Origin of the sequence: Sphingopyxis sp. FD7, from assembly GCF_003609835.1 — a bacterium.
Classification (GTDB): domain Bacteria; phylum Pseudomonadota; class Alphaproteobacteria; order Sphingomonadales; family Sphingomonadaceae; genus Sphingopyxis.
The window spans coordinates 3,229,080-3,244,175 of record NZ_AP017898.1 but is presented as its reverse complement, the minus strand read 5'-3'; the positions used below and the strand labels follow the sequence as shown (position 1 = coordinate 3,244,175).

Annotated in this window: 10 protein-coding genes; 8 read left to right on the top strand and 2 right to left on the bottom strand. The window is 67.5% G+C overall.

What is annotated here, in order from left to right:
- Positions 1-18: 18 nt before the first annotated feature.
- The gene (locus SPYCA_RS15790) at positions 19-1,221 is read right to left on the bottom strand and encodes a glycoside hydrolase family 6 protein (protein ID WP_120221742.1); all 1,203 of its coding nucleotides are present in this window, start codon (positions 1,219-1,221) and stop codon (positions 19-21) included.
- 446 nt (positions 1,222-1,667) lie between these two features.
- On the opposite strand from SPYCA_RS15790, the gene SPYCA_RS15780 reads away from it, so the two are divergent.
- A complete protein-coding gene (locus SPYCA_RS15780) occupies positions 1,668-2,906 on the top strand; it encodes an MFS transporter (RefSeq protein ID WP_120221741.1) in 1,239 nt (412 codons plus the stop codon).
- Here the strand turns inward: SPYCA_RS15780 and SPYCA_RS15775 are convergent.
- Complete coding sequence (locus SPYCA_RS15775; protein ID WP_120221740.1) at positions 2,879-3,640, bottom strand: competence/damage-inducible protein A; 762 nt, start codon at positions 3,638-3,640, stop codon at positions 2,879-2,881. The two genes, SPYCA_RS15780 and SPYCA_RS15775, sit on opposite strands and share 28 nt — an antisense overlap.
- A 103-nt stretch (positions 3,641-3,743) precedes the next feature.
- Between SPYCA_RS15775 and SPYCA_RS15770 the strand changes: the two genes are divergently transcribed.
- The 7 genes from SPYCA_RS15770 (at position 3,744) to pheT (ending at position 15,093) form a co-directional block, all read left to right on the top strand.
- Positions 3,744-4,379 carry a glutathione S-transferase family protein gene (locus tag SPYCA_RS15770; RefSeq protein WP_120221739.1) on the top strand — a complete coding sequence of 212 codons (636 nt, stop codon included), beginning with the start codon at positions 3,744-3,746 and terminating at the stop codon, positions 4,377-4,379.
- 261 nt (positions 4,380-4,640) lie between these two features.
- Positions 4,641-5,441, top strand: coding sequence for an ImuA family protein (locus SPYCA_RS19620; protein ID WP_120221738.1), 801 nt, complete (start codon positions 4,641-4,643; stop codon positions 5,439-5,441).
- Positions 5,332-6,882, top strand: coding sequence for a Y-family DNA polymerase (locus SPYCA_RS15760; protein ID WP_120221737.1), 1,551 nt, complete (start codon positions 5,332-5,334; stop codon positions 6,880-6,882). Before SPYCA_RS19620 ends, SPYCA_RS15760 begins: the two co-directional genes overlap by 110 nt.
- Positions 6,879-10,145 carry an error-prone DNA polymerase gene (locus tag SPYCA_RS15755; RefSeq protein ID WP_120221736.1) on the top strand — a complete coding sequence of 1,089 codons (3,267 nt, stop codon included), beginning with the start codon at positions 6,879-6,881 and terminating at the stop codon, positions 10,143-10,145. The genes SPYCA_RS15760 and SPYCA_RS15755 overlap by 4 nt, the downstream gene beginning before the upstream one ends.
- Before the next feature lie 423 nt (positions 10,146-10,568).
- A complete protein-coding gene (locus SPYCA_RS15750; protein ID WP_120221735.1) occupies positions 10,569-11,471 on the top strand; it encodes a helix-turn-helix domain-containing protein in 903 nt (300 codons plus the stop codon).
- 143 nt (positions 11,472-11,614) lie between these two features.
- Positions 11,615-12,709, top strand: coding sequence for a phenylalanine--tRNA ligase subunit alpha (gene pheS, locus SPYCA_RS15745; protein ID WP_120221734.1), 1,095 nt, complete (start codon positions 11,615-11,617; stop codon positions 12,707-12,709).
- Complete coding sequence (gene pheT, locus SPYCA_RS15740; protein WP_120221733.1) at positions 12,706-15,093, top strand: phenylalanine--tRNA ligase subunit beta; 2,388 nt, start codon at positions 12,706-12,708, stop codon at positions 15,091-15,093. The genes pheS and pheT overlap by 4 nt, the downstream gene beginning before the upstream one ends.
- Positions 15,094-15,096: the final 3 nt, after the last annotated feature.

The window sequence follows — 15,096 nt, the reverse complement described above, 5'->3', positions numbered from 1 at the left end:
CGCGGCTGCAAATATCATTCATTCGGACGCCAGCGGCGGATCGGCCAGTTCGATCAGTTCGCGGGCCTGCGCGGGAAACCATTGCCCCGCCGACGGCGCAATCATGCCCCGTTCGGGATCGGCCGGCCCGGCCGTCCCGCGAAAACATTGCCCGTCGGATTCACCCGGAACCTTGATCCACAGAAAGCCATCGACATAGGGATTGCCGCTCTCCAACGTCGGTCGGCGCCCCAACCCGCGACCAGGTGGGTTGCACCAGATTTCGGCGTCCCGATATTTGCCTGTCGGCGGTTCCCACGATCCCCTGCCGTTGCGGCTGGTATCGATCACCGCATGCTTTTGCGATGCCGGATCGCGCCGTAGGTTGGCGATCTCGAACAGCCTGTCGTATGCGTCGTCCGTTGCCGACCATGTCGACGTATCGCCGAATAGCGCCGGGCCATACTGGCTTGGGCAGTCGCGCGGGTCGATCCCGCCGCGCGTCACCAGCGCGATACAATCGCTGACCCAGCGCGCGTAGGGAAGCACGCGCACGTCGCTCTCGAAGTTCGAGACGTTGAGAAAGAAGCCCGCGGTGCGGGCAACGTCGGCCTTGATCAGGCGATTCGCGGTTTCCCCCGGCGCAAGCCAGCTGCTGCCGGTTCCATCGAGATACACGCGCGAATTGGGCAGGGCGGCAAGGATCGCGACCGCGCCGCGCAATTGCGCGTATCTCGCTTCGGACGCACGGCCATCCTGCCCCTCAGGCCGGCAATTTTCGACCGATCCATCGAGCGTCCGGTGCCAGGGAATGATGCCAAGGCCGTCGGGTTCGAGAATGACGATCGCCTTTCGCTCCCCGATGCCCGCCGCGAAACCCTTGATCCACGCAAGATAAGCCGCGCCATCAGATGCGCCGCCGGCCGAATAGAGCGCGCAGTCCCGGAACGGAATGTTATAGGCTACAAGGACGGGAACCTGCCCCGCGGCCGTTGCGCGATCTACGATCTCGCGGACCTTGGCCTCGACCATTTCCGGCGTGCCATTGGCAAACCACGACGCCGATGCGATGCGGGACAAAAGCAGGGCGTCACGCCGCGATTGGCCATCCAGCCGTTCGGCAGCCTGTTTCGTCGTGCTGTTCGGATCGACAAAGATTCCCGCATTACGAGGCGTCTCACCCCATGCAGCCACGCTCATGCCCGCGAGCGTAACGGCGAGACCGAAAGCAACAATCTTCATGATCCCTCCTCCGAAGAGCCCGCACGTCATTGGGCCGATGGACAACTGGTTACCCGATCATCGCGCGAAACCACGGCTTGGGACAACAACGGAGTTCTCAATTCCAGGCTGAACAGAATTGGAGCGGGACGATAACAGCTGAACGGCCGCTTTGAGATCAATGCCCCACGATGTCGCAATGTCCGGTTTCGGGTGGCGGGTTCAACGGGTCATCGCAACCGCCCACGCGCGCCTTGCCCGTGCCGGGGGCCTCAATGTCCGGGACGCGGATCGCCGCCGCCGTCTGCCGCCTCGATCGGGAGCATCAGGTGGGCGGGTTCGGGAAGGCTGCAATTTAGGGAGGCGGAAACGGTCCGTTTCATCTATCGGCAACCATGAGGCAGGGATCGGTCGCGCCAGGCCAATTTATGGGGTTACGGCCTAATGACAGCCAGGGCAAAGCACAAGTGACGGCAAGGCGCACCATTCCCTTCATCGTCGTCACCATCTTCATCGACGCGGTCGGGTTCGGCATCATCATGCCCGTGCTGCCCCAGCTGGTGATGGAGGTCGGGCGGATCGACCTGCCCCGCGCGATCGAGGTCGGCGCGTGGATCGGGCTGGTGATGGCGGTCGCGACCTTCCTCGCCTCGCCGGTGCTCGGCAATCTGTCCGATCGGTTCGGGCGGCGGCGCATCCTGCTCCTCGCGCTCGGCGGGCTCGCGGTCGATTATGCGCTGCTCACCGTGGTTGAAACATTGCCGTGGCTGTTCGTCGCGCGCGCGCTGTCGGGCATCTTCGGCGGCAGCTATGCCGCCGCGCAGGCGGCGATCGCGGACATCACCCCGCCGACGGAACGCGCGCGCAATTTCGGCTTCGTCGGTGCGGCGTTCGGCGTCGGCTTCGTCGCCGGGCCGGCGATCGGCGGCTTCCTGGGCGAGATGAGCCCGCGCGCGCCGTTCCTGGCCGCCGCGATCCTTGCGGCGGCGAACATGCTCTATGGCTATTTCATCTTCCCCGAAACGCTGCCGAAGGAACGTCGCCGCGCCTTCGACTGGCGCCGCGCCAACCCGCTCGGCGCGTGGAAGACGATGCGCGCGCTGCCCGGAATGGACGGCGTCGCCGGGGTGCTCGTGCTGTGGCAGATCGCCAGCCTCGTCTATCCGATGACGTGGAGTTTTTACTGCATCGCGCAGCTTGGCTGGTCGCCGGGAATGATCGGCGCGAGCCTCGCCGCCGTGGGGGTGATGATCGCATTGGGCCAGATGTTCGTTGTCGGCCCCGCGGTCGCGCGCTTTGGCGAGCGCGACGCCGCGACGCTCGGCATCCTCGTCGCGGTCGCGGTTTATATCGGCTATGCTTTCACCACCTCGACGATCGGCGCCTTCCTGCTGCTGATCCCCATCGCGTTGCAGGCGCCGGTGCAGCCCTCGCTGATGGCGATGATGTCGCGCCGCGCCAGCGCCGATGCGCAGGGCGAAGTGCAGGGGATTTCGGCGATGGCGATGGGGCTGGGGCAGCTGGCCGCGCCGATGCTGCTCACCGGGACCATGGCCTATTTCACGGCCGACGCCGCCCCGGTGCATTTCCCCGGCGCCGCGTTCATCGTCGCCGCGATTTTCGGGCTGCTGGCGATCGCGATGCTGCGCCGCCTGCCGCGCGCGACGCAGACCGTGGATCAGATGCCGCCGTCGGTCACCGCATAGCCCAGCGCCTCGAGCCCCGCGGTGAGCATCGCGGTGCACGCCGCGACCGCCGCGGCGTCGACCGAGCGGATGACGAAATTGGCGCCGACCTTGCCCTCGCGGAAAAAGGGATAGCTGCCGATCGCGACCCCCGGATGCTCCTTTTCGCCGCGGCGAAGCAGGTCGGCGACCTCGCTTTCGGCCGCCCAGGCGCCGATCGTATGCGCCACCAGCGGCGCCCCGCCCTCAAGCTCGCCGGTCAGCGCGTCGAGCATTCCCGCGGTGATGTGCGGCACCCCCGCCATCACGAACAGATTGCCGATGCGGATGCCCGGCGCGCCCGACATGCGGTTGGGGATCAGTTCGGCGCCGTCGGGGGTGCGCGCCATGCGCAGCCGCGCTTCGGTGAGCTCGCCGCCGCGCGCGGTGTAATAACGTTCGAGGATCGCGCGGGCCTGCGGGTGGACGATCACGCCGACGCCGAGCGCCTTGGCGACCGCATCGACGGTGATGTCGTCGTGCGTCGGCCCGATGCCGCCGGTGGTGAAGACATAGTCGTAGCGCGCGCGCAGCGCGTTGAGCGCATCGACGATCTCATCCTCGACATCGGGGACGATGCGCACTTCGCGCAGGCGGATCCCCTGCACGTCGAGCCAGGTCGCGATCTGCGACACATTCTTGTCCTGCGTGCGGCCCGAAAGGATTTCGTCGCCGATCACCAGCACGGCGGCGGTCCAGATGCGTTCGTCGGTCATCGCCTTGCCTTACCGCGCCGCCATGACAAAACAAGAGCAGTGGCGCAGCGTATGTGTTCCTGATATGTTCCTGAACGACTCGCAACATCGACGGAGAGGCATCATGGCCGACGAGCTGATTTTCTATACCAACCCCATGTCGCGCGGGCAGATCGTCCGCTGGATGCTCGAGGAGGTCGGCGTCCCCTATGAGCCGCGCATCCTCGAATATGGGACGACGATGAAGGACGCCGCCTATCTGGCGGTGAACCCGATGGGCAAGGTTCCGGCAATCGTCCACAAGGGCAGGATCATCACCGAATGCGCCGCGATCTGCGCCTATCTGGCCGATGCCTTTCCCGAAAAGGGACTCGCGCCCGCGCCCGCCGACCGCGCCGACTATTATCGCTGGCTCTTCTTCACCGCGGGACCGGTCGAGCAGGCGATCACCGCAAAGATGTTCGGATTCGAACCCGACGCCGATCAGCAGCGCATGGCGGGCTTCGGCTCGCTCGCCGCGGCGCTCGACGCGCTGGAGAGCGCGGTTGCGGGCAAGGCCTTTGTCGCGGGCGAGCGTTTCAGCGCCGTCGACGTCTATGTCGGCAGCCAGATCGACTGGGGACTGCAATTCGGGACGATCGCGTCGCGTCCGGCCTTTGAAGCCTATGTCGCGCCGTTGCGCGAACGCGCGGCATACAAGCGCGCCAAGGCGATCGACAATGCCCTGATCGCCGAGATGCAGGCTGCGGGTCCGGTCTAGGACCAATCGACATTCAGCTCTGGCGGTCTGCAAATGGCGGCCTTCCGCGCTTCCGCTGCTCACGTGCAAAAAGCACGCTGCGCTCCGGATCACGGAAAACCACCCTTTTCGACTCGCCAGCTTCCGAATGTCGATCGGCCCTAGCGGCGCAGCAGACATGCGGTGGCGATCCGGCGATACAGATGGCGCATCGTGAACCGCGCTCGATTCCCTTGACAAGCGCCGCTCCAAAAGCATCAATAGAACATATAGGGAACAAATATGCGCGAGTCGTCCCACCCTCTCGTCGGGCTGCGCCAACGCATCGCCCGGATCGCCGCCAGTGGCGATTTCAAAAGCCGTCCGGCCGCGGACTGGCTGGCGAGCGGCCATGCGTCCTTTGACGATGCGCTCGGCGGTGGGCTCGCGACCGGGCGGGTCCATGAATTTTTCGCTGCCGACGCGCTCGACGCGACAAGCGCCGCCGCCTTTGCCGCGCTTCTCGCGCTGCGCTCGCCGGGTCGGGCGCCGCTGATCTGGCTGCGCACCGCCGATGCGGCGCGGCGAGCAGGGCATATCTATGCCCCCGGCATCGCCGAACTCGGCGGCGATCCCGACCGGCTGCTGCTGGTCGAGGCGGCCGATCCCAAGGCGCTGCTCGCCTGCGCCAACGACGCGGTCCGCTGCGCGGGATCGGCGGCGGTGATCGTCGAAAGCTGGGGGCGGTTTCCGCTGCTCGACCTCACCGCCGGGCGGCGGCTCGCGCTGGGCGCGCGCGACGCGGGCACCACGCTGCTGATGCTCCGCCTGGGTGCCGCGCCCGCGCCGAGCGTCGCCGAAACGCGCTGGAGCGTCGCCGCCGCCGCGTCACACGCGCTCGACGCCGATGCCCCCGGCGCGCCCGCCTTCAACCTCGAACTGCTGCGCTGGCGCGGCGGCGCCGCGGGCGCGCGCTGGCGACTGGACTGGAACCATGACGAACAAGGCTTTGGACAAGGCGCCGGGGACGCGGCGCTATCTGGCGCTCTTCTTCCCCTTCCTGCCCGCCGAGCGCTGGCTGCGCACGGCGCCGAAGCCGCCTGACGCGCCGCTGGTCTTTGCCGCGAAGCAGCGCGGCGCGATGCGCCTCGCCAGCGTCGATGCCGCCGCGCGCGCGGCCGGGCTGCGCCCCGATATGCCCCTCGCCGACGCGCGCGCGCAGATGAGCGAGCTTGTCGTCGTTCGACACGATCCGACGGCCGATCAGGACTGGCTCGATCGGCTGGCACAGGGCTGCACGCGCTATACCCCGCTCGTCGCGCTCGACGCCCCCGACGGGTTGATCCTCGACATCGCGGGCGCCGCGCATCTTTTCGGCGGCGAGGCCGGACTGGTCGCCGATGTCGAAAACCGCTTCGCGCGCCTCGGCATGACGCTCCGCCATGCGCTCGGCCCCACCGCCGACGCCGCGCGCGCGCTCGCGCGCCATCAGGCGCGCCCCGCCCCCGACGAAGCGCAGGCGATCCGCCGCCTGCCCGTCGCCGCGCTCGAATTGGATGCCGAGGCGACGACCGCGCTTGTGCGCGCGGGCCTCAAGACGATCGGCGACCTCGCAAGCCGTCCGATGGCGAACCTTGCCGCGCGCTTCGGCGCCGACGCCGTAATGGCGCTGCGGCGGATATTGGGCGACGCGCCGAGCCCGCTCGACCCGCAAATCACCCCGCCCCCCGTCGCCGCCGAGCGCCGCTTCGCCGAGCCGCTCGGCAGCAGCGCGCACGCCGTCAGAATACTGGCCGAACTGGTCGGCGAGACGGTTCGGATCCTCGCTGAACGCGGCAAGGGCGGGCGCCATTTTCGCGCGACCTTCTTTCGCAGCGATGGCCTTGCGCGCGGCATCGCCATCGAAACGGGGCACCCGACGCGCGACACGGACCTTGTCATGCGCCTGTTCGCCGAGCGGATGGACGGCCTTGCCGATCCGCTCGATCCCGGTTTCGGCTTCGACATGATCCGCTTCGCGGTGCCGCGGCTCGAAGCGCTCGGCGCGAGCCAGCTCGAACTCGAAGGCGGCGCGGTCAAGGACGCCGCGATCGACGAGCTCGCCGACCGGCTGGCGACGCGGCTCGGGCGCAGGCAGGTGCGGCGGCTGCGCCCCGCCGACACGCATATCCCCGAACAGGCGCAGCTCGAACTGCCCGCGATCGACGCGCCGCCGCCGCTGCCCTGGCAGGCGGGCGAACCGGGCGAGCCGCCGACGCGCCCCTTTCACCTCTTCGACCCGCCGCAGCCGATCGAGGTCATCGCCGAAGTGCCCGACGGCCCGCCGCAACGCTTTCGCTGGCGCCGCGTCTTGCACGCCATCCGCCGCTACGAAGGCCCCGAACGCATCGCCGCCGAATGGTGGCGGCGACGCGACAATGGCGGGCTGACGCGCGACTATTACCGCGTCGAGGATGCACAGGGCCGCCGTTTCTGGCTCTTTCGCCACGGGCTTTACCACGAAAAACCCAACCCGCGCTGGTATATCCACGGATTGTTCGCATGAGCGAGGCACTCGGAACGCCCTTCGCCGAACTGGTCGCCGCGACCAACTACAGCTTCTTGCGCGGCGCTTCGCACCCGCATGAGATGGTCGCCGAGGCGATCAGGCTCGGCATGGCCGGCATCGGCATCGCCGACCGCAACAGCGTCGCCGGGGTGGTGCGCGCATGGGCCTTTCTGAAAGAGCAGCAGGTCAAGAATCCCGCGATGGTGGAGGGGTTCCGGCTGGTCGTCGGCGCACGGCTCGTCTTCGCCGACGGCACCCCCGACATTATCGCCTATCCGGTCAGCCGCCACGGCTGGGGACGGCTCACCCGGCTGCTCTCGGTCGGCAATCTGCGCGCCGAAAAGGGCGACTGCATCCTCGAACTGGGCGATCTGCTCGCGCATTGCGACGAGCTGTTGCTGATCGCGATGGCGGGCGACGCGGCGCTGCTCCGCACGCTCAAGGCCGCGCGGCCCAAATCACTGTGGCTGGCGGCCACCATGCCGCGGTCGGGCGCCGATGCGCGGCGGCTCGCCCGACTCCAGCGCCTGTCGGCGGCGACCGGCGTGCCGCTGCTCGCAACCAGTGACGCGCTTTATGCGACCGCCGCACAGCGCCCGCTCCACGACATCATCACCTGCATCCGCGAAGGAACGACGGTTCACAAGGCGGGCAGGCTGCTCGCCGCCAATGGCGAACGCCACTTGAAGTCACCCGCCGAAATGCGCCGACTTTTCGGGCAACATCCAAAGGCGGTCGCAGCGAGCACCGGCCTGCTCGCGCGCATCGGCTTCAGGCTCGACGATCTGCGTTACGAATATCCGCACGAGCCGGTGCCGCCGGGGTGGAAACCCTTCAACTATCTGCACCATCTGGTGAAGCGCGCGGCGGAGGAACGCTATGGCGTTCCGCTGAACCCCAAGGTCCGCAAGCTGATCGGCAACGAGCTCCGCCTGATCCGGCGGCGGAACTATGTCTATTATTTCCTCACCGTTTACGACCTCGTCCGCTTCGCGCGCGCGCAGGAGCCGCCGATCCTGTGCCAGGGGCGCGGGTCGGCGGCCAATTCGATCGTCTGCTTCCTGCTCGGCGTGACGTCGGTCGACCCGATGAAGCACGACCTCCTCTTCTCGCGCTTCGTCTCGGCCGAACGCGACGAGCCGCCCGACATCGACGTCGATTTCGAGCATGAGCGGCGCGAGGAAGTGATCCAGTATATCTATGATCGCTATGGCCGCGACCGCGCCGCGATCGCCGCGACCATCATCCATTACCGTCCGCGCAGCACGATCCGCGAGGTCGGCAAGGCGCTGGGGTTCAGCGAGGACGTCACTGCGCGGCTCGCCGACACGAGCTGGGGAAGCTGGGGCGACGAGGTGCCCGTCGAGCGGCTCGTCGAAGCCGGGCTCAACCCGCATAATGGCGAGATCGAAAGGCTGCATCGCTTCGTCGGCGAATTATTGAAGGCGCCGCGCCATTTGTCGCAGCATGTCGGCGGCTTCGTGCTGACGCAGGGGCGGCTCGACGAGCTGGTGCCGATCCACAATGCCGCGATGGCGGACCGCACCTTCATCGAGTGGGACAAGGACGATATCGACGCATTGGGGCTGATGAAGGTCGATGTGCTCGCGCTCGGCATGCTGACCTGCATCCGCAAATGCTTCGACCTGATGCGCGCGCACGGGCTGGGCGATCATACGCTGGAGGTCGACATCGATTGCGACGATCCGCACGTCTATGAAATGCTCCAGCGCGGCGACAGCATCGGCGTGTTCCAGGTCGAAAGCCGCGCGCAGATCAACATGCTGCCGCGCCTCAGGCCCAAGGAGTTTTACGATCTGGTCGTGCAGGTCGCGATCGTGCGCCCGGGGCCGATCGAGGGCGACATGGTCCACCCCTATCTGCGGCGCCGTAACGGGGAGGAGCCGGTCGAGTTTCCCGCGCCCGCCCCGCCGCATCCGCCGGGCGAATTGCATGCCGTTCTGGGCAAGACCTATGGCGTCCCGCTGTTTCAGGAACAGGCGATGAAGCTCGCGATGGTCGCGGCGGATTTCTCGCCCGAAGAAGCCAACGGCCTGCGCCGCGCGATGGCGACCTTTCGCAACGTCGGCACGATCGACAATTTCCGCGACAAGATGATCGGCGGCATGGTCGCGCGCGGCTACAAGCAGGATTTCGCCGAGCGTTGCTTCAAGCAGATCGAGGGGTTCGGCAGTTACGGCTTTCCCGAAAGCCACGCCCAGTCCTTCGCGCGGCTCGTCTATGTGTCGTCATGGATCAAGCATTATCATCCCGCCATTTTCGCTTGCGGCCTGCTCAATTCACAACCGATGGGATTCTACGCCCCCGCGCAGCTCGTGCGCGATGCGCAGGAACATGGGGTCGAGGTGCGCGCGGTCGACGTCAACGCCAGCCACTGGGACAACAGCCTGGAGCGGCGCGCGGACGGCAGCCTCGCGCTGCGGCTCGGTTTCCGGCAGGTTGACGGGTTTCACGAAGAATGGGTGGCGCAGATCGTCGCGGCGCGCACCGCGCCCTTCGCCTCGGTCGAGGAACTCGCGCGCCGCGCGAACCTGCCGCCTCGCGCGCTGCGCCTGCTCGCCGACGCCGATGCGTGCCGCTCGATGGGGCAGGGTCGGCGCCCGGCGCTGTGGGACGCGCGGCGCGTGCGGCAGGGGGTGTTGCCGCTGTTCGGTGCGGCCGAAGCGAACGAGCTGGGGCATGAGGAGGATGCCGCGCTGCCGCCGACGCCGCTGGTCGAACATGTGCTCACCGATTACCAGACGACGCGCCTGTCGCTGAAAGGGCATCCGATGGCTTTCCTGCGCCGCGATCTCGAGCGCGAAGGCGTGCTGAGCACCACCGAGGTCGCGGCGGCGAAGAATGGCGCGATCGTCCGCACCGCGGGGATCGTGCTGATCCGCCAGCGGCCGGGCAAGGGCAATGCGATCTTCATCACGCTCGAGGACGAGGGCGGCATCGTCAATGTGCTGCTGTGGGCGCGGCATTTCGAACGCTATCGCCGCGCCGTCATGGCGTCGCGGCTGATGCTCGCCGAAGGCGAGGTGCAGCGGAGCAAGGAAGGGGTGATCCACCTGATGGCGACGCGCATCGTCGACCGCACGGCGATGCTCGATATGCTGGGCACGAACCGCGTCTTCGACCCCGATCTCGCGCGCGCCGACGAGGTCAAACATCCGCAATATCCGCGCGGTCGGACGCCGCGCCACGGCCATCCGCGCGATGTTCGCATCCTGCCCAGATCGCGCGATTTCCATTAGGACCAATCGACATTCAGCTCTGGCAGTCTGCAAATGGCGGTTTTCCGTGACCCGGAGCATAGCGCGCATTTTTACGTGAGCACCGGAAGCAGGCACGTTGCAGGATGAGGCGGCGCGAAGCTTTCGCATCACGCCGCCCCGACAATGGCTCCAGTGGGAAACCATCGCCCCCCGTCCGTACCGAATAGCCATGGGTCGCAGAAAGCTGACGGCCGGGACGAAGTTTGCGAAAATCGCTCGTCTGTTGCAGGTCCACGCCACCCCCCTCCAGCTGGCGCCGCACCGCGATTATGCAAATTCGCCCGCTTTGGCATCGGACAAAGCAATTATGGCGCAGAGGAAATAGATAGAATTGTAAGAAACCGACACGAAGCGGCAGTCTCACACTGTTTTTCATGCCTTTTATGCGCTAAGCCGGGACATATGGCGCCGCGCGACGCATCCGCACCCCTTGCCGCCGTCGCGCGGGTCACGACACGGTTCTTCCCGCCATCGCGCGCGCTGTCGCCCTATCTCAGCGCCATCTATCTGACCGAAGTTGTGTTGAACGGCGCCCCGCGGATCGAGGATTTTCTCCATCCCGAATGGGCCAATATGCGCTTTATTCAAGGCGACGCGCCGCGGGTCGCGATCGGCGGGCAGCCGGTGGCCGACGCGCCATCCTTCGTCGTAACCGGGCCGACCAGCCGCGCAACCTATTTCCTGGCGGGCGACATGCGCGTGTGGGGCGTCGGTATCCTGCCCGCGGGCTGGGCGAAGCTGGCGCCGCTCACGGCCCATGCGCTTGCCGACGCCTATTGCGATGGCCGGGCGCACACGGCCTTTGCCAACTTTGCGCCGCTCGCCGAGGCACTGGCGCACATCAATGATATCGAGGCGGCGGCCGCGCTGATCGACGCGCATTTCTGCGCGCTGCTGGCGTCGGCCCCATCCGACGATCCCACCATTGTCGCCGCGCATCGCGCGCTGATCGACGACGAGGTGACGAGCGTCGCCGACCTGTCGGCGCGGCTCAATCTGTCCGAACGGTCAGTCGAGCGGCTGAGCCTGCGCGCCTTCGGCTTCGCACCCAAATTGCTGCTCCGCCGTCAGCGCTTCCTGCGCTCGCTCGGACGCTTCATGCTCGACCCGTCGATGGCGTGGATCGAAACGATGGATCACCATTATTACGATCAGGCGCAGTTTACCCGCGACTTTCATCGATTCATGGGCATGAGTCCGCGCGCCTATGCCGCGCGGCCCAAACCGATCCTGGGCGCCGCCGCTTTCGCGCGCGCCGCGGCGGCAGGAGCGCCGGTGCAGGGGCTGCACAAGCCGCCGGAATAGCTTGTGCCCGCCATCGGGCTTGACCCGCGCCGGGGCTTCGGTGCAAGCGGCTGGCAACGGACGCGCGGGCAGCCGCCTATCCTTGCAATCGGCACTATGATGCGGCCGGCCGCGACAGCGCCGCCGGAACGGGACGAATGATGATGAGCGAAATCGAAGCCATCGAGGCGCAGATCCTGCGCGACATCGAGAACGCAAGCGACGCGAGCGCAATCGAGGCGGTGCGTATAGCGGCGCTCGGCAAGGCAGGCAGCATCACCGCGCTTTTGAAGACGCTCGGCGGCATGACCCCCGACGAGCGGCAGGCGAAGGGCCCGGTCATCCACGCGCTGCGCGAAAGCGTGACCGCCGCGATCGCGGCGCGCAAGGCGACGGTCGACGCCGCGGAGCTGGAGGCACGGCTGGCCGCCGAAGCGGTCGACATGACGCTGCCCGCCGACGCGGCCCCGCGCGGCAGCGTTCATCCCGTCTCGCAAGTGATGGACGAGTTGGCGGAAGTCTTTGCGGACATGGGATTCGCGGTGGCGACGGGGCCGGAGATCGAAGACGACTGGCACAATTTCACCGCGCTCAACATTCCCGAGACGCACCCCGCGCGCGCGATGCACGACACTTTCTATTTCCCCGACAAGGATGCCGAGGGTCGCGCGATGCTGCTGCGTACACATACGTCGCCGGTGCAGATCCGCACGATGATGAGCGAGGAGCCGCCGATCCGCATCATCGCCCCCGGCCGCGTCTATCGCAGCGACAGCGACGCAACGCACACGCCGATGTTCCATCAGATCGAAGGCCTCGTCATCGACCGCGGCATCCATATGGGGCATCTCAAATGGACGCTCGAGACCTTCCTCAAGGCCTATTTCGAGCGCGACGACATCGTGCTGCGGCTGCGCCCCTCCTATTTCCCCTTCACCGAACCCTCGGCCGAGGTCGATGTCGGCTATAAGCAAGAGAAAGGCCGCCGGATCGTCGGCGGCCATGGCGACGATGATGGCCATGCGTGGATGGAACTGCTCGGCAGCGGCATGGTCAACCGCCGCGTCATCGCCAATTGCGGGCTCGACCCCGACGAGTGGCAGGGCTTTGCCTTCGGGGTGGGGGTCGACCGGCTGGCGATGCTGAAATATGGAATGGACGATTTGCGCGCCTTTTTTGACGGCGATCTCCGCTGGCTCAGTCATTACGGATTCGGCGCGCTGAGCGTCCCAACGCTGAGCGGGGGGATTTCGGCATGAAGATCACTCTCGACTGGCTCCGCGAGCATCTCGACGGCGATTTCACCGTCGAGGATGTCGTCGCCACGCTCAACCGCATCGGTCACGAAGTCGAAGGCGTCGAGAATCCCGCCGACAAGCTCGCGGGCTTCCGCGTCGCCAGGGTGCTGACCGCCGAAAAGCATCCGCAGGCCGACAAGTTGCAGGTGCTGACCGTCGATACGGGCGACGGCGGCGCGCCGCTGACCGTCGTGTGCGGCGCGCCCAACGCGCGCGCGGGGCTGGTCGGGGTGCTCGGCCTTCCCGGCGCGGTGGTGCCCGCGAACGGCATGACGCTGAAGGTCGCCGCGGTGCGCGGGGTCGAATCGAACGGCATGATGTGCTCGTCGCGCGAGCTGGAGCTGGGCGACGACCATGACGGGATCATCGAACTGCCCGAGGATGCGCCCGTGGGCACCCCCTTCGCCGATTACAGCGGCGCGGGCGACCCGGTGATCGACATTTCGATCACCCCCAACCGGCAGGATTGCATGGGCGTGCGCGGGATCGCGCGCGACCTCGCCGCCGCGGGGCTCGGCACGCTGAAGCCGCTCGACGTCCCGACGATCGAGGGGGAAGGCGCCGCGGCGACCGAAATCGCAACGCGCGACCCCGAAGCCTGCCCGGCCTTTTTCGGCCGCACGATCCGCGGCGTCACCAACGGCAGCGCGCCCGAATGGATGCGCCGCCGACTGGAAGCGGTCGGCCAGCGCTCGATCTCGGCGCTCGTCGACATCAGCAATTATGTGATGTTCGACCTCGGCCGCCCGAGCCACATCTATGACCGCGCCAAGCTCAGCGGCGCGCTCGTCGCGCGGCGCGCGAAGGATGGCGAGACCGTCACCGCCTTGAACGGCAAGGAGTATAGGCTCACCGACCGTATGACGGTGATCGCCGACGACCGCGAGGTCCACGACATCGCGGGCATCATGGGCGGCGAACATTCGGGGTGCAGCGAGACGACGACCGACGTGCTGATCGAGATCGCCTATTTCACCCCCGAACGCATCGCGCTGACCGGACAGTCGCTGGGCCTGACCAGCGACGCGCGCAGCCGTTTCGAGCGCGGGGTCGATCCGGCGTTTCTCGACGATGCAACCGCGATCGTCACCGGCCATATCCTGAGCATCTGCGGCGGCACGCCGTCGGCGGTGACGCGCGCGGGCGCGCCGCCCGCCGAGGTCAAGACGGTCGATTATGATCCCGCGCTGTCGGCGACCCTCGGCGGCATCGCGATTGCGCCCGAACGGCAGCAGGAAATCCTGACCGCGCTGGGCTTCACGATCATCGAACAGGGCGCCCGCTGGCAGGTCCAGGTGCCGAGCTGGCGCCGCGACATCGACGGCGCGCCCGACCTGGTCGAGGAAGTGACGCGCATCAACGGCTTCGACGCGATCGCGTCGGTGCCGCTGCCGCGCGCGGACGGGGTCGCGAAACCGACCGCGACCGCCGAGCAGATGCTCGAACGCCGCCTGCGCCGCGCGGCCGCCGCGGCGGGTTTTCACGAGGCCGTGACGTGGAGCTTCATTTCCGAGCAGGAAGCCGCGCCCTTCGGCGGCGGCAACTGGTCGCTCGCCAACCCGATCAGCGAAGAGCTGAAGGTCATGCGCCCCTCGCTGCTGCCCGGCCTGCTCGCCGCGGCGGCGCGCAACCAGAATCGGGGGCAGGACAGCATCCGCCTGTTCGAGATCGGCCGCCGCTATCTGGCCGATGCCGAGCATCCGACGCTCGCCGTGCTGATGGCGGGCGACAAGAACGCGCGCGGCTGGCAGGCGGGCAAGGCCGCGCCCTTCGATGCGTTCGATGCGAAGGCCGCGGCGCTGGCATTGCTCGACGCGGCGGGCGCGCCCGCCGACCGCCTGCAGGTGATGGAGCCGGTGAGCGAAGGCCAGATCTGGCACCCCGGCCAGTCGGCGACGCTGCGCCTCGGCCCCAAGGCGGTGCTCGCCGAGTTCGGCGCGCTCCATCCCGCGCTCACCCGTGCCTTCGACGTCGATGGCCCGGTGATGGCGGCGCAGATATTCCTGGGTTCGATCCCCGTGAAGCGCGCGAGCGGCCCCGCGCGCGCGGCGTTCGCACCCCCGGCGTTGCAATCGGTGCGCCGCGACTTCGCCTTCCTCGCCCCGACGAGCCTGACCGCCGCCGAACTGGTCCGCGCGATCCGCGGCGCCGACAAGGCGGCGATCGTCGATGCCCGCCTGTTCGACCGCTTCACCGGCCAGGGCGTGCCCGAAGGTCAGGTGAGCCTGGCGGTCGAGATCGAACTGCAACCGGCCGAGAAAAGCTTCACCGATGCCGAGTTGAAGGCGATCGCCGACAAGGTAGTCGCCGCGGCGGCGAAGGTTGGGGCGGTGCTGCGGGGGTGATGC

Coding starts and splice junctions, on each gene's coding strand:
- SPYCA_RS15750 (WP_120221735.1), top strand. CDS start 10,569: ATGGCGCCGCGCGACGCATCCGCACCCCTTGCCGCCGTCGCGCGGGTC.
- SPYCA_RS15760 (WP_120221737.1), top strand. CDS start 5,332: ATGACGAACAAGGCTTTGGACAAGGCGCCGGGGACGCGGCGCTATCTG.
- pheT (WP_120221733.1), top strand. CDS start 12,706: ATGAAGATCACTCTCGACTGGCTCCGCGAGCATCTCGACGGCGATTTC.
- SPYCA_RS15775 (WP_120221740.1), bottom strand. CDS start 3,640: ATGACCGACGAACGCATCTGGACCGCCGCCGTGCTGGTGATCGGCGAC.
- SPYCA_RS15770 (WP_120221739.1), top strand. CDS start 3,744: ATGGCCGACGAGCTGATTTTCTATACCAACCCCATGTCGCGCGGGCAG.
- pheS (WP_120221734.1), top strand. CDS start 11,615: ATGAGCGAAATCGAAGCCATCGAGGCGCAGATCCTGCGCGACATCGAG.
- SPYCA_RS15790 (WP_120221742.1), bottom strand. CDS start 1,221: ATGAAGATTGTTGCTTTCGGTCTCGCCGTTACGCTCGCGGGCATGAGC.
- SPYCA_RS19620 (WP_120221738.1), top strand. CDS start 4,641: ATGCGCGAGTCGTCCCACCCTCTCGTCGGGCTGCGCCAACGCATCGCC.
- SPYCA_RS15755 (WP_120221736.1), top strand. CDS start 6,879: ATGAGCGAGGCACTCGGAACGCCCTTCGCCGAACTGGTCGCCGCGACC.